General features: G+C 41.4%; 20 protein-coding genes. 6 read left to right on the top strand and 14 right to left on the bottom strand.

Going from position 1 to position 22,272, the window contains the following annotated elements; translation table 11 throughout:
- Nucleotide 1 precedes the first annotated feature (1 nt).
- Nucleotides 2-523: a gamma carbonic anhydrase family protein gene (locus tag AC1MCB_RS15905; protein ID WP_479965698.1), complete on the top strand. Its 522-nt coding sequence runs from the start codon at nt 2-4 to the stop codon at nt 521-523.
- Here the strand turns inward: AC1MCB_RS15905 and AC1MCB_RS15900 are convergent.
- The 8 genes from AC1MCB_RS15900 to AC1MCB_RS15865 form a co-directional block, all read right to left on the bottom strand.
- Nucleotides 504-2,129, bottom strand: a complete 1,626-nt coding sequence (locus AC1MCB_RS15900) for an Ig-like domain-containing domain (protein ID WP_479965697.1) — start codon at nt 2,127-2,129, stop codon at nt 504-506. The two genes, AC1MCB_RS15905 and AC1MCB_RS15900, sit on opposite strands and share 20 nt — an antisense overlap.
- 132 nt (nt 2,130-2,261) lie before the next feature.
- Nucleotides 2,262-4,124 (bottom strand): tRNA uridine-5-carboxymethylaminomethyl(34) synthesis enzyme MnmG, encoded by a 1,863-nt coding sequence (gene mnmG, locus AC1MCB_RS15895; RefSeq protein WP_479965696.1) that lies wholly within the window; start codon nt 4,122-4,124, stop codon nt 2,262-2,264.
- Nucleotides 4,125-4,150: 26 nt separating this feature from the next.
- A complete protein-coding gene (locus AC1MCB_RS15890; RefSeq protein WP_479965695.1) occupies nt 4,151-4,414 on the bottom strand; it encodes a CBU_0592 family membrane protein in 264 nt (87 codons plus the stop codon).
- Nucleotides 4,411-6,279 carry an ABC-F family ATP-binding cassette domain-containing protein gene (locus AC1MCB_RS15885; RefSeq protein ID WP_479965694.1) on the bottom strand — a complete coding sequence of 623 codons (1,869 nt, stop codon included), beginning with the start codon at nt 6,277-6,279 and terminating at the stop codon, nt 4,411-4,413. The genes AC1MCB_RS15890 and AC1MCB_RS15885 overlap by 4 nt, the downstream gene beginning before the upstream one ends.
- Nucleotides 6,276-6,932, bottom strand: coding sequence for an NAD-dependent epimerase/dehydratase family protein (locus tag AC1MCB_RS15880; RefSeq protein ID WP_479965693.1), 657 nt, complete (start codon nt 6,930-6,932; stop codon nt 6,276-6,278). Before AC1MCB_RS15880 ends, AC1MCB_RS15885 begins: the two co-directional genes overlap by 4 nt.
- 264 nt (nt 6,933-7,196) lie before the next feature.
- Nucleotides 7,197-7,628, bottom strand: a complete 432-nt coding sequence (gene ybeY / locus AC1MCB_RS15875; protein WP_479965692.1) for an rRNA maturation RNase YbeY — start codon at nt 7,626-7,628, stop codon at nt 7,197-7,199.
- Nucleotides 7,629-8,063: an ATP-binding protein gene (locus tag AC1MCB_RS15870; RefSeq protein ID WP_479965691.1), complete on the bottom strand. Its 435-nt coding sequence runs from the start codon at nt 8,061-8,063 to the stop codon at nt 7,629-7,631.
- Nucleotides 8,053-11,406, bottom strand: coding sequence for a coiled-coil domain-containing protein (locus AC1MCB_RS15865; RefSeq protein ID WP_479965690.1), 3,354 nt, complete (start codon nt 11,404-11,406; stop codon nt 8,053-8,055). The genes AC1MCB_RS15870 and AC1MCB_RS15865 overlap by 11 nt, the downstream gene beginning before the upstream one ends.
- A 145-nt stretch (nt 11,407-11,551) precedes the next feature.
- Here AC1MCB_RS15865 and AC1MCB_RS15860 point away from each other — a divergent pair, with 145 nt between their 5' ends.
- Nucleotides 11,552-12,016 (top strand): hypothetical protein, encoded by a 465-nt coding sequence (locus tag AC1MCB_RS15860; protein ID WP_479965689.1) that lies wholly within the window; start codon nt 11,552-11,554, stop codon nt 12,014-12,016.
- 28 nt (nt 12,017-12,044) lie between these two features.
- Here the strand turns inward: AC1MCB_RS15860 and hisS are convergent, their stop codons facing one another.
- The 4 genes from hisS to fumC form a co-directional block, all read right to left on the bottom strand.
- The gene (gene hisS, locus AC1MCB_RS15855; protein ID WP_479965688.1) at nt 12,045-13,415 is read right to left on the bottom strand and encodes a histidine--tRNA ligase; all 1,371 of its coding nucleotides are present in this window, start codon (nt 13,413-13,415) and stop codon (nt 12,045-12,047) included.
- Nucleotides 13,416-13,600: 185 nt separating this feature from the next.
- A complete protein-coding gene (locus AC1MCB_RS15850; RefSeq protein ID WP_479965687.1) occupies nt 13,601-14,398 on the bottom strand; it encodes a S1/P1 nuclease in 798 nt (265 codons plus the stop codon).
- A 6-nt stretch (nt 14,399-14,404) separates the two neighbouring features.
- The gene (locus tag AC1MCB_RS15845; RefSeq protein WP_479965686.1) at nt 14,405-14,902 is read right to left on the bottom strand and encodes a fumarate hydratase; all 498 of its coding nucleotides are present in this window, start codon (nt 14,900-14,902) and stop codon (nt 14,405-14,407) included.
- A 42-nt stretch (nt 14,903-14,944) separates the two neighbouring features.
- A complete protein-coding gene (gene fumC / locus AC1MCB_RS15840; protein WP_479965685.1) occupies nt 14,945-16,342 on the bottom strand; it encodes a class II fumarate hydratase in 1,398 nt (465 codons plus the stop codon).
- A gap of 190 nt (nt 16,343-16,532) precedes the next feature.
- On the opposite strand from fumC, the gene AC1MCB_RS15835 reads away from it, so the two are divergent.
- From AC1MCB_RS15835 to AC1MCB_RS15820, 4 genes are all read left to right on the top strand, one after another.
- Entirely contained in the window at nt 16,533-17,750 is a 1,218-nt protein-coding gene (locus AC1MCB_RS15835) for a serine hydrolase domain-containing protein (protein WP_479965684.1), read from the top strand.
- 247 nt (nt 17,751-17,997) lie between these two features.
- A complete protein-coding gene (locus AC1MCB_RS15830) occupies nt 17,998-18,378 on the top strand; it encodes a response regulator (protein WP_479965683.1) in 381 nt (126 codons plus the stop codon).
- Nucleotides 18,379-18,424: 46 nt separating this feature from the next.
- On the top strand, nt 18,425-18,730 hold the full coding sequence (locus tag AC1MCB_RS15825) for a YbaB/EbfC family nucleoid-associated protein (RefSeq protein ID WP_479965682.1): 306 nt from the start codon (nt 18,425-18,427) through the stop codon (nt 18,728-18,730).
- A gap of 8 nt (nt 18,731-18,738) precedes the next feature.
- A complete protein-coding gene (locus AC1MCB_RS15820) occupies nt 18,739-19,416 on the top strand; it encodes a metal-dependent hydrolase (protein ID WP_479965681.1) in 678 nt (225 codons plus the stop codon).
- Nucleotide 19,417: 1 nt separating this feature from the next.
- Here AC1MCB_RS15820 and AC1MCB_RS15815 read toward each other — a convergent pair whose 3' ends face one another.
- Entirely contained in the window at nt 19,418-20,683 is a 1,266-nt protein-coding gene (locus tag AC1MCB_RS15815; RefSeq protein ID WP_479965680.1) for a glucose-1-phosphate adenylyltransferase, read from the bottom strand.
- 2 nt (nt 20,684-20,685) lie between these two features.
- Nucleotides 20,686-22,107 (bottom strand): glycogen synthase, encoded by a 1,422-nt coding sequence (locus tag AC1MCB_RS15810; RefSeq protein ID WP_479965679.1) that lies wholly within the window; start codon nt 22,105-22,107, stop codon nt 20,686-20,688.
- Nucleotides 22,108-22,272 lie beyond the last annotated feature (165 nt).

Genomic DNA, 22,272 nt, shown 5'->3' with positions numbered 1-22,272 from the left:
AATGGCACTGATATTACCTATTTTAGGCAAGCTCCCGGCGTGGGGCGATGAATGTTTTATCGCTGAAAATGCAACGATCGTAGGTGATGTCACCATGGGTAATAATTGCTCGGTGTGGTTCAATGCAGTCATCCGTGGCGATGTAAATTACATTCGGATTGGCAACAATACTAATATCCAGGATGGAGCTGTAATTCACTGTACCTACCAGTACGCAGCGACTGAAATTGGCAATAATGTATCGATAGGTCATAACGCACTTGTCCATGGTTGTAAATTGCACGACAAGGTGTTAATTGGCATGGGTGCTATTGTAATGGATCATGCTGTTATTGAGGAGTATACAATTATCGCGGCGGGTTCTATTGTGCTGGAAAACACGGTATGTGAGTCAGGCTTTTTGTATGCAGGTATTCCTGCCAGGAAAATTAAGCCTTTAACAGATCCGCAAAAGCAATTGCTTGATGACCTGCCTGCTCGCTATATCATGTATTCAGGCTGGTTTATGGATTCTTCGGAATAATTAACTTTTCTTCCAGGTCCCAATTAGGCCGCAAGGTTAATGGTTTATTATAATTCCAGATTGGTTCTGGCTGACGTCTTAGTTTGACACTGCCGGTATCCCAAACCTGATTATTGTTTTGGTCATACACCACCCGGACATTATACTTCGCGGTAGGATAGCGTATGTAATTTATAGTGGTATCTTTTGTGACTTTGTCGGTTCGCAGAATCTTGTCCTCGCTATTTAACCACTGAATTAGATATGTTTTACCCGTATCAGGAACGGTTACTGCAAGCGCTATAGTTCCGTAGTTTTCTTCCGAATCCAAAGTGAAGTTGGTAGTAAATGCTTTTGATTTGTTTGCGAAGATATCTGTGAACGCGTCTGGTGCTGTTTTCAGGATGTACTCTTTTTTTGATCTCCAGGGATATTTCACTTTGTATTTTCTGTTTGACAGGGAGTCTTTGAGTACTTGCAATCCTGTAACAGCAACTGAATCCTCGAGTAGTGTAAATTTTGAGACGTCATACGAGTCTATTGGTGATGATAGGGTGAGTACTACGTCACCGCCAGGCTTAAGCTTCCCGGTGCTAAGATTGTCGCTGGTATTAACTTCTCGTTTGTAAGTATCGCGCTTGCTACGGGTGACCTGAACGGTATCCAGCGGTTTAGCATTTGAAGCAACCGAAACTTTTAGCGAGTCGAACGTAAGGTCCTGTACCCATAAGTAGGCGGAATCCTTGCTGGCTGTTAACTCGACGGCCTTTTTAACCTTAGTCAGTCCTGCAGGGGCAATGATGTTCACCGTAGCGTCCGGAAGCGGTTTATTAAAGAGAAAGAGAATTCTTCCATCGTTCTCGATTTTTCGTTCCTTAATTGAGAACGTTTCAGGAATCTGTTGAAACACGTTTAGTTCGATACCAGAGATATTCTTATCCAGATGAATGGTATCTTGAAAGAAACCTATTTCCTCAGCCGGACCGTTGTATATTCGGTCGGGTGATTCTTCCTTTAATGCATATAGCAGATAATCGTCTTCTCTTAGATTTTTTAAAATGAAGTTTCCGGCAGAGTCGGTAGAGGTGAAGATGTTCGCTCGCTTCTTCCCAAATATAGTATCCTGCTTTACGGGAAGTATAAAAACTGTTGCGTCTTTTAAAGAGTCTTTCTTCAGTGATCCTTTTACCTTTCCGCTAATAGACAGGGAGTCGATCAGATCGCCTGTCGAGAAGACATAAGAGTAGTTTTTTAGGATGTTGCTTTCGTTGACGTCTACGATGGCTTTTCCAAAATTAATGGTATAGGTAGTTGCACTATCGAGCGGCTGGTCAAACTTAATATCCAGCATTTCTTTTCGGGCTTTGAATGTTGGCATTTTCTCCATTGCCGGAGAGATGCTGACTTCCGTAAACTCGTTGTTCAATTTAATGAATTCGTCAAACTCAATTTTGATGTTCTGAGATTTGAAACGGGTGGTCATATTTTTTGGAGTGGCTTCAACTACCTTGGGCGGCTGCTTGTCTTTTGGCCCTCCGGTCGGTGACTGGATGCTTGCACAGCCAAACAAAACTAGTATCAGGCTTAAAAATAACAATTCGTTTTTGTACCTCTTAAATTTGGCCATTTAGACGCTTTTAAATTCAATTAAACCCTTTTTGGACAGATAATATTGCCAGATGTAAGATAATGCATTACACGCAACAAATTTTGACTGGAAATATTTTTTAGTAAATAACTGATTAACAGTTATTTACAGCTATTTTGCCATGTGGACCATGATTACAGATATATCGGAAGGCGAAACTCCCGAAATTCTCGAAGCCTGACCCAGAGTTCTTGGTTTTATTCTGCCGAGTTTCTCTCTTGCTTCTTTCGACAAGGAAACTAGTGAACCATAATTAAATTCCGGGTTCAATATTTGATCTTCCATTCTTTTCATCCGGCCTACGATCTCTAATTCTTTTTCAAAGTAACTTTCATACTTCACCTTAATTTCTGCTTGTTCAACGGTCTCCTTGTCAAACCTGGATAAAAGTTCATCCAGATCTTTATCTACAGAGCGTAGCTCTTCGAATCCGATCTGAGGTCGGGTAACCAACTGAAATAGTTTCGCGTTCTGACTTATGGGCGATGTTTCTCTTTCTTCTAATAAATCATTAATGACTGCAGGGGATAAGGAATGCGTTCTTAAATAGGCGACTATAAGATCTGCATTCTTAATTTTTTCATTCACCTTCTCTAACCGGGCATCTGAGATTAATCCAATCTTATGACCAATAGGACTTAACCTAATATCCGCATTATCCTGACGTAAAAGTAATCTATGTTCCGCTCTGGATGTAAACATACGGTAAGGTTCTTCTGTACCTTTGGTAACGAGGTCATCAATCAGCACACCTATGTAAGATTCCGATCTCTTCAATATCAGTTCTTCTTTATTATTTATTTTGAGGTGTGCGTTAATACCAGCCATCAGACCCTGGCAAGCGGCCTCTTCATATCCGGTTGTGCCGTTTATTTGTCCAGCAAAATATAGGTTGTTTATTTTTTTGGTCTCGAGCGTTAAAGACAATTGTGTAGGGGGGAAGAAGTCGTATTCAATGGCATAACCAGGGCGAAACATCTTGACATTTTCAAAGCCTGGTATCTGAATAAGGGCCCGGTATTGCACGTCTTCCGGCAGCGAGGTAGAAAACCCGTTCACGTAAATTTCAACCGTTTTAAAACCTTCCGGTTCAACAAAGATCTGATGACGATCGCGCTCGGCGAATCGATTAATCTTATCTTCTATAGATGGACAGTATCTTGGGCCAAGGCCTTTAATACGACCAGTGAACATCGGCGACTTTTCAAAGCCTTCGCGCAACGTATCATGGACTGCTGAGTTGGTATAAGTGATCCAGCAACAGCGTTGTTCTTTAGGTATCTCGACATCAGAGTATGAGAACCGTCCTTTGTCTTCGTCTCCCCATTGTTCTTCCATCTTGGAATAATCCAGGCTGCGACCGTCTACTCTTGGTGGTGTTCCGGTTTTCATTCTTCCTGCTTCAAAGCCCAGTTCAACCAATTGTTCTGTTATTCCGGTTGCTGACTTTTCTCCAGTGCGACCTCCTCCAAAGCGTTTTTCACCGATATGTATTACTCCATTTAGGAATGTTCCATTTGTTAAAACCACTGCTTTAGAAGTAATCTCGATTCCCAGAGAAGTCCGCACGCCACATGCTTTACCGTCATTAATAATAAGCGAAATAGCGGTGTCTTGCCAGAAATCGACATTAGGAGTTTGCTCCAGCATTAGACGCCATTCTTCAGCGAAGCGCATACGGTCATTCTGAGAGCGCGGACTCCACATTGCCGGTCCCTTTGAGCGGTTTAACATCCTAAACTGAAGAGTAGTTTTATCAGATATTATCCCTGAGTAGCCACCTAAAGCATCTATCTCGCGAACTATCTGACCCTTGGCAACACCACCCATGGCCGGGTTGCAACTCATTTGGGCGATAGTACCCATATTCATAGTAACGAGCAGAACTGAGGAGCCCAGGTTTGCTGCTGCTGCTGCGGCCTCACATCCGGCATGGCCAGCCCCAACTACTATAACATCGTATTCTTTAAACATATTTTTCGAGTTCCACGTGGAACATATTATTTGTGATCGTTCAATTTAAGTGTTTCACGTGAAACACTTCGGTATAGGGATATCAGCGCAAAGCCTGCCCAGGCGCTTTCTAAGACTACGAAAGGGTAGAACCCAATCAAGTATGCGGAATATCCACATAAGGCTGCGCCTGCAAAGTTCAATGAGTTATACCACCGGTTGTCGGCTGCAAGCAGCTTCCTGGAGTTTAAAATAAATGCCGCGAGTAGTAGAGTAACTCCTGCTGTTGCTATAGTGTCAGCCAAGGTCATACTGTTTCTTTCAATTCAAGCAATTCCATCCATCTGGAAGTGCGTTCATCAATCTTTTGGTGGAGGTCTTTGATCTCCTGAGCAAGCGATTGAAGCAATTGATGTTCGCCGTTTGCGGAGTTCAGTTCTAATGTTAATTCTTTCACAGTACTTTCAAGGAGCTCAATCTCTTTTTCAATGCCCGCTAATTCCTGTTCATCCTTATAGGAGAGTTTCTTCGAGATAGGTTTGATGCTTGCCTGCGTCGGTACGATCTTAACAGCGCTTTTTTCATTAGTCTTTATCTCTTCCTGCTCAAGTCTGTAATCAGTATAGTTGCCTGAGTATATATTAACGTTTCCTTCACCTTCAAAAATAAACAACTGGTCGGTTAAGCGATCAATCAAATATCGATCGTGTGAAACAAGCATCAGGACACCAGGAAACTTTAACAAGAAATCTTCCAACACGTTGAGTGTATCGATGTCAAGATCATTGGTAGGCTCATCCAGGATCATGAAGTTGGGGTTTCGCATAAGTACCCGCATTAATTGCAATCTTTTCTTTTCACCACCACTAAGTTTATTAACCATTCCGTATTGCCTGGCAGGGGGGAAGAGGAAGTGAGTGAGCACCTGGCTGGCAGTTAGTGTTTTTCCGTCAGCCATGGTGATGTATTCGGCTACGTTCTTTACAACATCTATCACTCTCTCATCTTCATTAAACTCCAGGCCACCCTGTCTGTAATAGCCGAATGAGGTAGTTTCGCCAAGTCCTACTAAACCTGAATCTGGCTTCAAGCTGCCAGTTATGATATTCAACAATGTTGATTTACCGGTACCATTTTTACCGGCAACTCCTATGCGGTCGCCTTTTTTAAAGGTGTAACTGAAATCATTAATTACAGAAACTCCGTCAAAGGCTTGTTTAATGTGCCTTAGTTCGAGAATTTTATTTCCCTGACGTGAGACGTTCACACTTAATTCAAGAGTGGATTTTGCTCCGCGACCTTTTGTCTTTTCTTCCAAATCGTAGAACGAATCAATCCGAGATTTTGATTTGGTGGTCCTTGCCTTTGGCTGCCGGCGCATCCACTCGAGTTCTTTTCTTAACAGGTTACTATTTTTTTCAAATGTTGCGTCGTCTGCTGCTATCTGCTCAGCCTTCTTCTCCAGGTAGTAGCTATAGTTACCTTTGAAGACTTGTAGCTTCCCTTTATCCAGTTCCATTATCTGCGATGAAACGTTATCCAGGAAATACCTGTCATGCGTCACTAACAGAATGGTTTTCTGACCAGTGGTTAGAAAGTTCTCCAGCCACTCAATCGTCTCAATATCCAAATGGTTGGTAGGCTCATCAATAATGTAAACGTCAGGATCATCTATCAGCAATTTCGCTAAAGCAATTCGTTTCCGCTGCCCTCCAGAAAGGGTAGAGATTTTTTGATCCAGTTTTTGGATTCCCAGCCGCCCGAGAATAGTCTTTATCTGGTACTCATATTCCCAAGCATTTTCCGTGCTTAGCTCGTCCATCAGGAAGTTAAGCAGCTTCTCATCATGTGGCTCAACAGCTATCGCTTCTTCGTATTGTCGGATCAACTGCTGCTGCTTGTTTCCGATGGAATAGATAAAGTCGCTGATTGTGTCAGAGGAATTAAACTGAGGATCCTGCTCTAAATATCCTATACGTAAATCACGTTCTGTAACCACCTTACCTAAAGAGGGGGCTAAATGTCCGGAAAGAATTCGTAATAAAGTAGACTTCCCGGTACCGTTAACTCCAACCAGGGCTACCCGGTCGCCTTTAGCTAAACCTAAATACAAGTCTTTAAATAGCCAGTTGTCGTTAAATGAATGACCTAATTGTTCTGTTGATAAAATACTCACGCTAATTGTTTTATAATGTCGGAAGGATATGTAAAGATGCCCTCCTTGCTTTTTAATGATTGATTAAGCATCGCTTTAGCAACTGCTTCTGCGGAAATACTTTGAAATTTTCTGAGCTTACCAATTAATAAGGGGTTTATCAAGCTCATCAACGGCGCCATCAGCTTTTCTGCTATGCGGTTCTCCTCCCTTTCTCCGGTTAGAAAAGAGGGTTGATATATATGTAAACTACTGAAGGATAGTTCTTTAAGTCTGTTTTCTACCTCGCCTTTTAATTTAAGGTAGGAACTTGATGAGGATGCATCAGCACCCAATGAGGAAATATAATGAAACTGTTTGGCGCCATTCTGTAGTCCATATTTAGCAATATTCAGGGTGTAGTCAAGTTCGATTTTACGGTACTGAGCTGCATCGGGAGTTTTTCCCCGGGTGGTACCTAGGCAGCTAAAAATTACGTCGCCAGATATCTCATCAGATATGTCTGCGAGCTTATCAAAATCAATGACAATTTCACGAATCTTGGGGCCGCTGATAATCAAGGGTCTGCGATTAATGAGTAAGACCTCATTAAAGGCATCACTGGCCGAAACAAGCTTTAATAACTCGCTGCCAATAAGGCCACTGGCACCGACTAAAATGGCTTTATATGACATATCATGCTTCAAATTGCTGCAAAGGTAAGCAATACTATTTTTGCAGCACATTTTGGCATTTAAACACTTAAATAAATTAGATTGATATGAAGAATAAGTGCTTCAGCTGTAATGTAAGAAGTCAGGAGGGGTAACTCAAGCTCCATGCTAAGCGTGTCAATCCAAACGATTTAATGAAGGTTGAAGAGGACAGTTTAAGATGGGCGACGGGTGGCGTGTTGGCGATGGGGGCGTTTGTGGTTACACGGCAGACTCTGAAGGTATTTAAAAGCTCCTTTGAGATAAGTAATAATCTTCTTTACTGGTCATAATTGATTTGGCTTCTTCACCTTTATCCGGATAGCCTAATAAGTGAAGTATTCCGTGAATCATTACCCGATGAAGTTCATCGGCTTCGCTCACCTTGAACTTTGCGGAGTTCTCGCGAATTCTATCAATGCTGATAAAGATATCACCAGTGATACTTCTCTCTTCATCGCTGTTATCGAAGGTTATTATATCCGTATACGTATCGTGCTTCAGGTATTCGCGATTGACATTTAAAACGTATTCATCACTTGCAAAGATGAAACTCAGCTCGCCTAGTCTATAGCCTTCAGAAGTGATGGTTTGATGAATCCAGGTACGAACTTTCAACTTTTGTTTTAAAGTGAAAGTGATGTCTTCAGAGAAAAAATGAATGGGCAACTGCGACATTTAGATCTTAAAATGCAGCTCAAGTTCATTACCCAAGGTATTAAAGATGCATTGGTCAGCAAGTTTCTTAATAATAAAGACACCGCGGCCGCTGTAGTTCTCCAGGTTTTCAGGTGCGGTCGGATCTGGAATGTTGTTGTAGTCAAAACCAGCGCCTTCATCAGCTATGGTAAAGATTAAACGCTTATTCTGGATTACTTCAAGATTTATATAAACCTTTTTATTTTCATCCTGCTTATTTCCGTGAACGATAGCATTGATAACTGCCTCACTTAAGCATGTAAGCACATTAGCATAAGTCTCTTCGGTGAAGTTATACTTCTCACTCAGGTTGTCAATAAAATTTTCAACCGTAGTAATACTTTCGAGCTTCGAAGGTAACTGAAGCGTGTACAGGCCTGTGTTGTCTGAAAAATCGATCGGGCTACTTGTCATTATTTCCCGAATTTAAGAATTTAAAGTAATCTCCCACTTTTATTTTGTAAAATGAGTTTAAGGAAGGTGGAACGGTCTTTAACATTTCTGTCTCTTTTAGTTTTATGCTTTGAAATTCCTTCATAAAATCATTATAGGTTGATGGTCTATCAATACCCTGCTTACTTTCTCGTTTATTATCTTGCTCCCTCTCCCGATCCGCCTTCTCTGCTTCCAATAACTTAGTTAAAATTTGTTGTTGTCGGTTAATGGTTTCCTGATGAATTTTCTTGTTTACGAGATCAGTCTCTGTTTGTTCCATTTCTTTCATCAATTTGTCGAGATTGCCCAAACCGCTTTTGCCATCTTTGTTCAATTCCCTGTTGATCTCCTGCATCCCCTGGCGGATAAGTTGCTGTTCGCGAGCCATTTTGGCAAGTTGCTCACTCATTTGACCTTTCCCTGGTTTCGGCTTGCCTTGTTGCCCCTGTTGACCCTCTTTCTGCATTTGTTCACGGGCCTTTTGCATGTTTTTATTTAATTGCTCCTGCATCTTATTTAATTGAGAAAGACTTTGCTTCTTCCCCTTTCCACCCGATTTAGCATTCTGCTGAGCCCGTTGCATCTGATCCAGTGCTTCGCTTAGCATTAATGCAAGGTTATTAATAGATGTCATAGCATATTGCTGATTACGATTCGCCTCCGGTGTACGGCGCTCAGCTAGGTTTTCAAGGGCATCACTTATATTAGAATTTATCGCCTGAATTTCTTTATTCACTACAGATTGTATTTGGGGGACTTTTTTACTCAGTGAATAAAGGCTGTCTTCAATCATCTTTAAATTGTCTTTTATGTCTTTTTGTTTTTGCGTATTGGAAATATAGTTCGGATCAGAGGAGTTTGTTGCCTTGAGGGCCTGCATAATCTTTTCCTGGTCAAAGGAAGTTGTGACCAGGTTATCCAGAATTTCCCTTAGACTTTGAATATTAACCTCATTTTCCATTTCCTCACCCTCCTGCTGCATACTCTCCAATTTATCAGAAAGCTTTTGCATCTTCTGAGCAGCCTGGCGCTGACTCTCACTAGCTTTCTTTAGATCTTTTTTGTCGAGCTTCTCGCTGCTTTCCTGCTGATCTCTCTCAATTCCCTGTTGCTCTTGATCGGTGTTTTCTAATGGATTCTTCTCACTTAGCTCCTCATTTTTTTTCTCTAGTTCCTGCAGATTATCTTTTATTGACTTAAAATCTTTATTTAAGTCTTTCTGCTCTTGCTGAAGCTTGTCCTGCTTCGCTTCTTTACTTTTTGATTGCTCACTCAGGTCATTTTGCTGCTTCGCGAGTTCCTTTAATTTTTCAGTTGTCTCGGTCAGTTTCTGTTCAAATTCAAGCTGCTTGTAGAGCTCTAGTATGCGATCTAATTCTTTTTTAAGGGATTTGTTATCAATCTGCATTCTTGATAACTCCTCCTGGGTTAGATTTTTATTATTCTGTTCCAGAAGTTTCTCGATGTTCTTAAGTATTTCGCGAGTTTTCTCGTCCAGAACATTGTTAAATAAATCTTCTATTTGCTTTTGCTTTTCAAGAATATCCTGCCGGATCTCTTTATTATCCTGCTGTTCAAACAGATCCTGTTTATTTTCTTTTTGGATTTCCTTTACCAGATCTTCAAGATCCTTTTGTTTTTCCAGGAGTGCTTGGAGTTGCTTCTTATCATCGTAATTGAGGTTCTTCTTATTTAGTAAATCCTGATTTAAACGTTTGGCTTCACGTTCAACCTGACTGGCCTGTTTTATGGCCTGTTCCATCTTTTGTTTAATAGAAGTTGAATTAGCTTCAAGTTTTTCTTCGATTTGTTGTTCCGTCCTGACATTGAAAGTCTTGACGGGTGTACGGCTGCCCTTCGGCCCATTAACCCCATCATTGTCGTAAACTTCAAAGAAATATTCGATACGGCTTCCGGGAGCTGCGGCTATCTTACTGACTTCCCAGTAATGGAAGAACGAACTTTGAATTGAATTTTTGTCGAAGGAGATTGAACGGTTCTCCGATTTCAATGGTTTGCCCCCTAACTCGTTGATAATCCTATAATTAAAGTTAAGTCGGTTAAACCCGTGGTCATCGTTAACCCGGCCTACAAAATATATCAGTTTATCGTTAACAGAATCCCGCTTTTCATTCAATTCAATGGTAGGATGCAGATCAGGAATTACACTTAGCTGGTAGGATATGGGGTCTGCGTTATTCACCTCCTGGTTGACAGGTTTAACGGAGTAATTTGTATTGCTAAGCGCACGGTATAAAAAGCGAAATGTTCCCGCTGCTGACGGACTTACAAGACTTTGCTTGTTATTAAAGCTTATTTCAAGTTTGGTTGTGTTCTCTGCGTTGAAATTCCATCTTATTATAGTTCCTGCTGGAATGGTCAGATCACCAGAGTTAGCGACAGCTTCGTCCTTTTTCCCAAGATAAGCAGGATAGTCAAGGTAAACGTCGAACTTAATCAATGAGGGTTTTTTCTTAACCGTCAGTTCATAAGCGTTAGAGACAAATTCTCCTGAAGTCAGCCGGATCTTTTTATTGTTTTGAAGATTCTTGAAAGTATAAGAAAAGCGGACCACAGATTCTTTTTCAAGCTTATAAGTGTTTACACCGTCTTCAAGGTAAAGGTCCTGAGGAATCTTATCGCCCTCCAGTTTTACCTTTAATTCAAAGTCATCGCCCTGAATTACGCTTAAATTATCATTTAATACCACGAAGTTGAATGGTGCTTTTTTCACAAACCGGGTATTGTACTTTAAAAGCCGCTCAGTGCTTTCGCTGAAAATTGAGGGAGCCGTAAAAAATATCAAAACAATGACAGATAAGGGAATCAAGGCATACTTAATGTATTTCCTGTTCTCATCCAGATGGACGGCTTTGGTAAAGGGGACGGGTCGTAATTCGGATATTTTTTGATCTATACTCGCTTCGATGAGTAGCCGGTGCTCAGGAGTTTCATCAGCTAGTTTTTTTAATTGAAGGGTGTTTAACAGCTTGTCCTTCACCGGCCTGAAATGATCTCCAATAATATTCGAGGCTTGCTCATGATTAATGTGCTTGCCGAGATTGAAATAGGAAAATAAAGGTATGGCAATGTAGACGATGAAAATCAGGGTGTTCAACAACAAAAAGCTGTAAAATAATACCAGGCGGGTTGTTGAATCAAAATTCCCATAATACTCCGCGACGGTAACTAACAGGTAGGCAGCGAAAAATGATGCCGCCAGAAAGATGCTACCTCTGATTATTTGATTGAGGTAATATTTTCTTATAAACTCATCTATTTTCTGGATGAGTAAAGCATAATTCCCACTTGAATTAATCATTCGTTTTCTAAGGTATCTCAAATCTGAGCAAACAGATTCATATATCTACATAAAATATCCTGCTCTTAAACAAATTTACAAATCAGCATGTTTAAATTTGAGTAAACGGGTACAAATATCTCGTACTCGGCTAACCACATTTACCATGAAAAAAATCATCTTATTGTTGCTGATAGCTTCGGTAGGAGTTGCAGCATGTAAAAAGGAAAGGAAACCGTCTACAAGAGCAGATAAACCAATAGGAGAGGCCATTGTCGGCGTATGGCTTACCACCTCTGAAACACATGATTATTACAATGCTAACAATGAAAAGATTTTTCAAAGTATCGTTGAACCCGGATGGAAGTACACGATCAATGATCGGGTGAGGCTCGCAAATCCACAAGGAGCTAGCCAGTTCCTGGTTCCATACACCATTTCTAATTCCAATGGGAAAAACTGGTTTTCATTTACAGCTAACGGCTCGACAGAAACATACGAGATCACATCAATTGAACAGGAAAACATGAGCTGGAGGCAGGAAAAAACAAACGTGACCTACAATGATAACGGTGTGAAGACTGCAGCAAAAGTGATCTCAACGTTAAATTTCCATTGCCCGTGCAGGTAATTAGTGTTTATTGCATAACTATCAGAAGCTATCTCAGCCTTTTCACCAATTCATCCGGTGATAGTTTCTCCTGTGCCCCTGTATGCATGTTTTTCAACGTCAATTTACCGCTTTCCATCTCATCACTACCGATCAGAACAACATATTCTATCTTTTTATCATCGGCATAACTCATTTGCTTTTTTAACTTAGCTGCAGACGGATACAACTCAGCGGCAATCCCTTCCTTTCTCATTTGCTGCAAAAGAGGTAGTGCGTAGCGCTCAGCAGCTGCGTCAAAATTGCTAATCAGGACTTTAGTAGTTTGTTGCGTGCTTTCTGGAAAGAGGTTTAATTCCTCCAAAACGTCGTAGATTCTATCTGCTCCGAAAGAGATTCCCACTCCGGTTAGATTTTTCAATCCAAACATACCGGTAAGGTCATCATACCTGCCTCCGCCACCAATACTCCCCATTGCCGCCTCGTTGGTTTTTACTTCAAAGATAGCTCCTGTATAGTAGTTTAACCCTCGGGCTAGCGTCACATCCAGCTCCACAGTGGCATTGATAATACTGAGGCTCTCAAGGTAGGACAATATAGTTTCTATCTCGCTGATGCCTTTTAATCCGGCTTCTGAACTGCTTAAAACTTCTTTCAGGGAGCGAATCTTCTCTCTGTTACTTCCTTGTAAAAGAATTACAGGCTTAACTTTGTCGATGTCAGCTTCCGTGAAGCCCTTCTGAAGAAGTTCTGTACAGACTCCATCCAAGCCAATCTTGTCCAGCTTATCAATAGCGACAGTCATGTCGACAATTAATTCAGGCTTTCCTATTATTTCGGCTATTCCGGTTAATATCTTCCGGTTATTTATTTTTACACTAAAATCTCTGAGACCCAAAAGACTTAGTGCCTCGTCGTATATCAGAACAAATTCGGCTTCGTTCAACAGGCTGTCGGAACCTACTACATCTACATCGCACTGATAAAATTCACGATAGCGTCCTTTCTGAGGCCTGTCGGCCCGCCATACTGGTTGTACCTGGAAACGTTTGAAGGGAAATACGATTTCATTTTGATGCATTACGACATACCGGGCAAATGGCACGGTCAAATCGTAACGGAGGGCCTTTTCAGATATTTCAGCAGTCAAGCTGTTGGAGTTACGATTGGCAAGCTTTTGTTGATCTGCCTTAGAAAGGTAGTCTCCGGAATTTAACACCTTGAAAATCAATTTATCGCCCTCATCACCATATTTACCGGTTAGGGTGGACAAGTTCTCCATCGTTGGTGTCTGGATTTCCTGATATCCAAATTTCCGGAAAACTGACTTTATGGTATCGAAGATATAATTCCGCTTGACCACCTCTGAAGGCGAAAAATCTCTTGTGCCTTTCGGAAGAGATGGTTTGATAATAGACATTGGGCAAAGGTAAAAACTCTGCCCGCACAATTGCAATGTGGCAGCAATCAATGTGGATTTATCAGAAATTCGCAGACGAAGCCCCGACGTCACCCTCGAGAGACTATTGTCCAGATTTTCTGCAGGTATGCGGTGCTCACTTATAAGGAAGTATTCAACGATATTCCGGCCGGCAAATAAATTTATTAGTATCTAGAGAACACTTTATTAAGCAAGCCACCCAGGCGCACCCCACCTTTTAATAGCTGATGGTTTAATGTGGCAATATGATCGAAGTTATACCGGTAGCCCAACTTTTCTTCAGGCTTGACGGAAGAATATAGTCTTCTACTGATTTTATATGATTCAAAAGCCCATACTCCCAAATCATCATTCAACCAGGCTTTAAGCTCTTTGGAAGTGGTGAAGTTAATAGCCTTCGTATATTCCGTATAACTCAGTTGCTGGTAGTCGATCAGATCTTCATCCCAAACGCGGTGCAAATTGCTGGGTGCGTAAAACCAGGTTAGCTTTATTCCATTTCCGCCACTATCATCTTTGCGACCCATATGCATCGGTTGGTGCAAATCACCCACCAGATGAATTAGCAAACGCAGATACATTTTTTTCTTTCCAGCTTCAAGGTCGCGATGTTTCAATTCGGCAGTCAGAAAGTTGATCCTGTTGTAGATGTTGGTTCCTGTCTCTTTTTCCATAGCTTCTTTCAGCTGCTGAAAGTCGAGGTTGTCCGAAAAATTAGCGTAATGCCAGTTTCCCAAATAGTTATAAGCAGGATCTGATTTTATGAAATCTCCCCAGTTGCTGGCCATGGCCAACGATTCGTTACCTAATATTTTTTTGATCTCCTTACGGGTCTTAGCGTTAATGTAGCTATCTGCAATCTCTCCCACAATGCGGTGACCAAGCATTCCCCAGGCCATGGTTTGAGCAGGGATGTAAAGTAATATGAAACTTAACAGGATATGTTTTATAGAAAACTTCATTTTAATTTAATTAATCGGCTGCTGTATACAAACAGTCTTTTGTTTAAGGGTGAGATATACGGGTCTATGCTGCTTCAGACTTTGAAGTTGAATAGTCTTTCCAGGGTTATTCTTAATAAGAAACGTTTCCAGGTACAGTCCTATACGATAACATCCGCTAATCTTCTGTTTAAAGTTAGACTTGGTAAAAGTTCCGGAGAGTACAAGCGAATCTCCTTTAACGATATAGTTCCCTTTAGCATATTCTGTCCATTTGCCTTCGTTGAAACAGCTATCGGGATACATATTCGTTTTAGCAAATGTTGTCAAGGTCGTATAAAACGAGTCACAGGTAAATTTATATTGATGAGTGGTATACTGAAGCAGTTGTTCCCGATAACTCACGCTACCTTCAACCCATACACCCTGCAAATAATCAACACCCTTGTTCTGAAGGTTGGAATTAAACTTGCAAGAAGTAAATAAGAGTAAAAGAATAGGAAAAAATCTGAAGTAGCGGCTCATAATTTCAAAGCCGCTCTACTTTTAAGAAGGCTCATGTTTATTTTATTTTAATCCGCCAATCATATTTTCTGGTCTAACCCACTCGTCAAACTGGTCGTTTGTTACCAGGTTTAGTCCGATGGCTGCCTCCCGGAGTGATGTATTTTCTGTTAGCGCCTTTTTGGCGATTTTGGCTGCATTCTCATAACCGATATGCGGATTTAGCGCAGTAACCAGCATTAATGAATTCTCCAAATGCTTTTTGATGCCATCGTAATTGGGCTCTATCCCCACTACACAATGATCTGTTAAAGAAGCACAGGCATCACCAAGCAAACGGGCCGACTGCAGAAAGCTGGCAGCCATCACTGGTTTGAAAACATTCAGCTCATAATGGCCGTTAGATCCGCCTATTGAGATAGTTACATCATTTCCCATTACCTGGGCAGCAACCATAGTAGCCGCTTCATTCTGAGTCGGATTAACCTTTCCTGGCATAATTGAACTACCCGGTTCATTATCCGGAATGTGAATTTCACCAATACCAGATCGGGGACCAGAGGCAAGCATCCGGATATCATTGGCTATTTTCATTAAAGAAACTGCAATTTGCTTTAAAGCTCCATGAGTTTCCACAATGGCATCATGTGCTGCCAGTGCTTCAAACTTATTTTCTGCGGTACGAAAGGGCAGGCCCGTGAACGTCGAAATATATTCAGCAACCTTAACATCATAGCCTTTCGGTGTGTTAATTCCGGTTCCTACGGCTGTGCCTCCTAAAGCAAGTTCCGATAGATGATCAAGGGTGTTTCTTAAAGCCTTTAAGCCATGACTAAGCTGAGATACATAGCCAGAAAATTCCTGACCCAGGGTAAGGGGAGTGGCGTCCATCAAATGCGTACGCCCAATTTTAACCACATCCTTAAAGCTCTCTGATTTTGCATGTAAAGCATCTCTAAGTTTTTCAACACCAGGGATCGTTGTTTTAACCACCATTTTATAAGCAGCAATGTGCATGGCAGTTGGATACGTATCATTAGATGACTGTGATTTGTTTACATCATCATTCGGATGAATAAAAGTCTGTCCCTCGCCAAGTTTATTTCCCTGTATTACATGAGCCCGGTTTGCTACCACTTCATTGACGTTCATGTTTGATTGGGTGCCCGAGCCAGTTTGCCAGATAACCAACGGGAATTCGGAGTTCATTTCTCCGGCAAGTATTTCGTCGCAGACCTGCGCAATCATATCCCGCTTTTCTGATGGTAGAACACCACAGTCGGTATTGGTATAAGCGGCCGCTTTTTTCAGATAAGCAAAAGCTTCAATTATCTCTGCAGGCATAGAAGCCTCCGGACCGATTTTGAAGTTATTACGGGAGCGTTCTGTTTGTGCACCCCAATACTTGTCGGCCGGCACCTGAACTTCGCCCATGGTATCATGTTCTACTCTGTATGTCATCTCGGGATATGGTTTTAAGGCCACAAATTTAGATTTTTTAAAGAACATTCTGTCCTTAATGTTCCCAATTTGGCTTTACCTTTGCAGCATCAGCCAAAAGAGTATCAAAGTGTTTACAATTCTTTTCTGCTGCTTTTTATAATATTTTTTACTTTTCGCTATTCTATCATAACATAATCACAAACTCATAATGATTCATTGCCTACGCGGGCCGGCTTTGCTGCTCTTAACTTTTACTATTTTTCAATCATGTTCCTCCTCTACGTCAAACGATAAAGCTTCAAAATCCGCTGATAATCCTAGAAAAGACAGCTTTGCTTTAGTATATAATCCAGAAAAAGCAAATAAGCGAATTGATGAGTTTATGAAAGAGCTGCACCGCAAATATTCATTTAACGGGAATGTTCTGGTAGCAAAAAAAGGGAAAATCATTTATCAGAACTCTTTTGGCTGGGCAGACCACCTGCACCGCGATAGTCTAGAGATCAATTCGGTTTTTGAACTTGCATCGGTATCAAAGCCGCTCACCGCCACCGGAGTATTAATTTTGGTTGAAGAGGGAAAGCTAAAGCTTGATCAGGACGTTCGGACTTTCTTCCCGGATTTCCCATACGAAGGTATTACGATAAAGATGCTTCTGACACACCGTTCGGGAATGATGAACTACGTTTATTTCGCCGATAATATTTGGAAATCTGAACACAGGGATGAGAGAAAAGGAATGACAAATGCGGAAGTGATGGGTTTGATAGCCAAGTATAAGCCAGCTCCTTACAACAAACCAGACAAAAAGTTCCATTATAATAACTCCAACTATATGGTGTTGGCTGCCATTATAGAAAAGGTTACCGGCATGGCCTTCGCCAATTTTATGAAGGAACGTGTGTTTGCTCCCGCGGGAATGAAGAAAACTGCTGTGTATTCTAAAGCGGTATACGACAAGATTCCCGTAGACGTAGTCGGTCATGACAGAACCTGGCGACGCTCGGTAGCCCAAAACTTTTTAGATGGCCCTGTTGGAGACAAGGGTATTTACAGCACCGTGCACGATTTATATCTTTTTGATCGCGCCATGCGGGAAAATCGACTCATTAAAAAGCAAACGCAGGATTCAGCTTACGCACCCCATAATGCTATGGAACGTGGTCACTTCAACTATGGTTATGGTTGGCGTACATTTCAGGGGAGCGATCAGCAGATTGTGTACCATACTGGGTGGTGGCATGGTTTCCGTCATATCTATGTTCGTAACCTCAGTAAAGATATTACCGTGATATTATTAAGCAACCTGACTAATGGAAGTCTGCTAAAGTTAGATGGGCTTTATGATATTGTAGATATGCCGGTGATTCGCCGTGGTGCTTATTTTGGTAATGGCGCTGTTGCTTCTGCTGAAGCAGATGAGTGATGAATTATTTTTTATTGGTCCAGATTCCGCAAAAAAGCTATGTCCACTGCCAGGAACTATAGATATCAATACTTAAATGAAACCATTATTTTCGGCTTGTAACTAAATGCTCCTTTATTTCGTATTTAGGAGGGCACGAAAAAGTTGATGAGGGTTGGATCGGAATCATGTCTTGAGACATTAGTCTTAGCGCCACAGTAGTTAGTATGAGAAAGTTTATTGAACGAATTTTAGGGCGTTAAAAAGAATGAGCAGAGTTTTTATTATTGACGACGACACGATACATCAACGGATTGCTCAAATCATGATTGAAAAGTATCAGCTTTTTGATGAGTATACGAGCTTTGTTGATGCTGAGAAAGCCGTTATCTTTTTGAAAGAAAACAAGGAAACCGCATCAAATTTGCCTGATGTTATCTTACTGGATCTAAACATGCCGGTTATTGATGGATGGGACTTCTTAGACCAGTACGAGGATATTAAAAACCAAATCGCCAAACCCATCCGCATTTTTATAGTCACCTCCTCGGTTGATGAGAAAGATATTTTGAAGGCTCAAAGATATTCTACTGTTAACGGTTTTATTTCTAAACCCCTTTCTCCTGATATAATCCGCAGCACTTTATAAACCTTTACTGCATCCGAATGTTTATTTTTGAACAAACTCAAATAAAATGTTCGATAAATTATTAGAAGCTCAAAAAAAAGCCGAGGAAATTAAGCAACGCCTTGACACCATATCCGTGAGTGCCGAAGTGGAAGGGGGCAAAATTAGCGTTACTTCAACAGCCAATAAATCTTTAACTGCTATCCATATTGACCCTGAATTCTTGAAGGAAGCCAATAGCGAGGAACTCGAAGAACTGCTGCTTACCGCCATTAATAAGGTGATGCAACAGGCAGAGCAGGTAAGTCAGACAGAAATGCAGGCTGCTACCCGTGATATGATGGGTGGACTGGGTAACATTTTTGGCAAGTAGAGGGTTATATGAAAGCAATTTCATACGGACATGCCTGCATAGAGTTGCAGCTTGAAGAAACCATAATTTTATTCGACCCTTTCATTACACCGAATAAATTGGCTGCCCATATCAATATTAAACAAATCAAGCCCCAGTATATCTTATTATCTCACGGCCACGAAGATCATACTGCTGACCTTTTCGAAATTCAAAAGAATGCTGGCTCAACTGTAATCTGTATCGCTGAAATAGCTTATTGGTTAAACAGAAACAATGTCAGTAAGGTGCATGGAATGAATATCGGTGGTGCGCACAGCTTTGATTTCGGTCGTGTAAAAATGGTTAATGCAATACACTCCAGTTCTCTTCCGGATGGAAGTTACGGTGGAAATCCTGCGGGCTACCTTATTTATGCGGACGGCAAAACCATATATTTTGCTGGCGACACAGCGCTCACTTATGATATGAAGCTGTTGGCCGATGAAAAGCTTGACTGGGCATTTTTACCGATTGGAGATAACTTTACCATGGGGATAGACGACGCCATTAAAGCCGCCGGGTTTATCAATTGCAAAAACATTATTGGAATACACTACAATACATTTCCTCCCATTCAAATAAATGAACAGGAGGCTATGGATAAGTTTGAGAAAGCAGGCTTAAACCTGCGGCTGTTGCCAGTAGGCCAGGGTATGGAGCTATAAATTAAATAACGGTGCCATTAGGAATTACAGCTAACTTCTTGATCACGATGATACCATCCTTAATTGTATGCGTATCATAATCACCGTCGGGAAGTGACTCCTTGCCGTGTATTCTTACATCATTCCCAATAAAGCAGTTTTTGTCAAGGATAGCATTCTTAATATAGCAGCGCTCGCCAATTCCCATAATAGGTAAATGGTTATCGTGAGCTTTTTTCATGTCATCCAGCGTCTGATAGTAATCGTTACCCATTACATAAGCGTTCACGATGGTAGTTCCAGTGCCAATGCGAGTCCGGATCCCAATAACTGAACGCTCTATTCTGCTTGCATTGATTATACATCCATCAGAAATAACCGTTTTCTCTAACGTTGTGCCTGAGATTTTGGAAGGGGGTAACATCCGCGCCCGTGAATAAATAGGCTTTTTATCAAAAAGATTGAAATCAGGAATGTCTTCAGTCAACCCGATGTTTGCTTCGAAGAACGAGCTGATGGTACCAATATCTGTCCAGTAACCCTCGTATTGAAAACTCACTACTTTGTGCGTTTCCAATGATTGCGGGATAATCTCTTTTCCAAAGTCAGTTCGGTTGTTCCCCTCTAAAAGATCGAACAACACCTGGCGGTTAAAGATGTAAATACCCATCGAAGCGAGATACTCGCGCCCCTGAGACTTCATTTGATCACCAGTGTCAGAAACCCAGTCCGGGAGCAGGTTAGCGGTTGGCTTTTCAACAAACGAAGTAATCACGTGATCTTCATCCGCTTTTAAAATTCCAAAGCCTGAGGTTTCACGGGCTGTTACCGGAATAGTGGCAATAGAGATATCAGCCCCTGTTTTTTCATGGTGTTCAACCATTTCACCAAAATCCATCTGGTATAATTGATCGCCTGATAAGATAAGGATGTATTCAAAGCTGTGCTGGACAAAATGATGAAGGCACTGTCTTACAGCGTCTGCCGTCCCCTGAAACCAGGTAACGTTGTGAGGCGTCTGTTCGGCAGCCAGTATGTCAACAAATGAATCGCTGAAGATGCTGAAGTGGTAGGTGTTCTTTATATGCTTATTAAGAGAAGCGGAATTATACTGAGTAACTACAAATATTCGCTCATATCCGGAGTTCAAACAATTAGAAATCGGTATGTCTACAAGACGGTACTTGCCGGCGATAGGTACAGCCGGCTTTGATCGGGTCGAAGTTAAAGGCGACAATCGGGAGCCTTGACCGCCGCCAAGGACTACACTGAGTACTTTAGATTCCATATTTAAAGGTTGGTTAAACTGTTGTATAATTCAATATATTGATCGGCTGACCTATTCCAGGAAAAATCAAGAGACATCATCCGTTTCTGTAATTCCTTTAACTTCTTGCCGTCTGCATATAAAGTTATAGCGCGGTTAACAGCTTCAAAGGCATCGTCCGCTGTTGCATTCGCAAATCGGATACCATAACCCCCGGTTGCGTCAATGTCAATTACGGTATCATGTAATCCACCCGTGTCACTTACCACAGGCATAGTGCCATACCGCAAAGAGTATAGCTGGTTTAATCCGCAGGGCTCTACTTTTGATGGCATAATGATAAAATCAGCGCCGGCATAAATCCTGTGCGCAAGGTCTTCATCATATCCTATAAATAAGCCATATTGCTTTTTATATGTAGCTAATAATAATCGAAGCTCCTGTTCTACCTCAGGCTCACCAGAACCCAATACCAGGAAGTTGACCCTGCCTTTATATTCTGTACAAACACGCTCGATTATTTCAGGAAGTAAGTCAGCCCCCTTTTCGCCTACAAGCCTGCCGATAAATACAAAAAGCGGGTTTTTTAAAGTCAAACCAAACTCGTCACATAAATGTTTTTTATTTGCCTTCTTGCCATCTGACAGAGTTGCGGGGTTATAGTGTGCCTTGATTCTTGGATCAGTCTCAGCATTCCAAACCTCAGTGTCAATTCCGTTAATTATCCCGAGCCCCTTCTGTTGTTCCATCCGGAATAAATGCTCAAGGCCATTCGAGTTAACAGACAGTTCCGTGAGATAAGACGGTGAAACAGTGGTGAATTTCCAACAGCATTTTACAGAAGCGGCGAGAGAATTTATGCAGCCCCCCCAATCTAATAAGCCTGACTTCGACAAGTCTATCTCTGGCAGGTAGCTTAACTTATCCCAGCCAAGCCAGCCTTGATATTCCGCATTATGAATGGTGCATATCGTAGGAACACTTTTTAAAAAATTATATCTGTAAGAATGGGAAACGAGGAAAGGTATTAGCCCGGTATGATGATCGTGACAATGGATGACATCAGGACGAGCGCGTGTTTGCACCATCCACTCTAAGAACGCAAGCTGAAAAGCGATGAATTGTTCCCTTTCATCCGGATAACCATAAACCTCCTGCCGATCCAGCAGTCCCGGAATGCGAATCAGATACAGCTCAAATCCTAACTTATCGGTGCTTTCTTTTAATATGGTAAAATCGAAAGGACGGTGCCCCAGCTTGCCGGTACCCTCGCAGACAGTTTCAAAGTCGTTTTCTCTAACAAACTTGCGGTCATAAAAAGGCATTACTACCGAAGCCTGTATCCCGTCTCTGCAAAGATATTTTGGCAGCGCACCCACCACATCACCCAATCCGCCAACTTTTGCTACCGGATAACATTCTGCACTTAGGTGAATTACATTCATTTCAATGATTTTATTTCAAGATAGTAATTGTTACTTACTTAATCAGAAAAATCCATGTGAAAATCAGAATGAGAATTTAAAGATATTTATTGTCAACGAGCTCGCAATTTCAACAAAATCTTTCAAATAAGATTTTATCGTCAACTCTTTCCCTGATTTAAGCTG

It is taken from the genome of Daejeonella sp. AP26 (assembly GCF_056680515.1).
Note: the sequence above shows the minus strand (reverse complement) of the source record. Positions and strands in the feature narration are given on the sequence as shown.

Coding starts and splice junctions, on each gene's coding strand:
- AC1MCB_RS15905 (WP_479965698.1), top strand. CDS start 2: ATGGCACTGATATTACCTATTTTAGGCAAGCTCCCGGCGTGGGGCGAT.
- AC1MCB_RS15900 (WP_479965697.1), bottom strand. CDS start 2,129: ATGGCCAAATTTAAGAGGTACAAAAACGAATTGTTATTTTTAAGCCTG.
- mnmG (WP_479965696.1), bottom strand. CDS start 4,124: ATGTTTAAAGAATACGATGTTATAGTAGTTGGGGCTGGCCATGCCGGA.
- AC1MCB_RS15890 (WP_479965695.1), bottom strand. CDS start 4,414: ATGACCTTGGCTGACACTATAGCAACAGCAGGAGTTACTCTACTACTC.
- AC1MCB_RS15880 (WP_479965693.1), bottom strand. CDS start 6,932: ATGTCATATAAAGCCATTTTAGTCGGTGCCAGTGGCCTTATTGGCAGC.
- ybeY (WP_479965692.1), bottom strand. CDS start 7,628: ATGTCGCAGTTGCCCATTCATTTTTTCTCTGAAGACATCACTTTCACT.
- AC1MCB_RS15870 (WP_479965691.1), bottom strand. CDS start 8,063: ATGACAAGTAGCCCGATCGATTTTTCAGACAACACAGGCCTGTACACG.
- AC1MCB_RS15865 (WP_479965690.1), bottom strand. CDS start 11,406: ATGATTAATTCAAGTGGGAATTATGCTTTACTCATCCAGAAAATAGAT.
- AC1MCB_RS15860 (WP_479965689.1), top strand. CDS start 11,552: ATGAAAAAAATCATCTTATTGTTGCTGATAGCTTCGGTAGGAGTTGCA.
- hisS (WP_479965688.1), bottom strand. CDS start 13,415: ATGTCTATTATCAAACCATCTCTTCCGAAAGGCACAAGAGATTTTTCG.
- AC1MCB_RS15850 (WP_479965687.1), bottom strand. CDS start 14,398: ATGAAGTTTTCTATAAAACATATCCTGTTAAGTTTCATATTACTTTAC.
- AC1MCB_RS15845 (WP_479965686.1), bottom strand. CDS start 14,902: ATGAGCCGCTACTTCAGATTTTTTCCTATTCTTTTACTCTTATTTACT.
- fumC (WP_479965685.1), bottom strand. CDS start 16,342: ATGACATACAGAGTAGAACATGATACCATGGGCGAAGTTCAGGTGCCG.
- AC1MCB_RS15835 (WP_479965684.1), top strand. CDS start 16,533: ATGATTCATTGCCTACGCGGGCCGGCTTTGCTGCTCTTAACTTTTACT.
- AC1MCB_RS15830 (WP_479965683.1), top strand. CDS start 17,998: ATGAGCAGAGTTTTTATTATTGACGACGACACGATACATCAACGGATT.
- AC1MCB_RS15825 (WP_479965682.1), top strand. CDS start 18,425: ATGTTCGATAAATTATTAGAAGCTCAAAAAAAAGCCGAGGAAATTAAG.
- AC1MCB_RS15820 (WP_479965681.1), top strand. CDS start 18,739: ATGAAAGCAATTTCATACGGACATGCCTGCATAGAGTTGCAGCTTGAA.
- AC1MCB_RS15815 (WP_479965680.1), bottom strand. CDS start 20,683: ATGGAATCTAAAGTACTCAGTGTAGTCCTTGGCGGCGGTCAAGGCTCC.
- AC1MCB_RS15810 (WP_479965679.1), bottom strand. CDS start 22,107: ATGAATGTAATTCACCTAAGTGCAGAATGTTATCCGGTAGCAAAAGTT.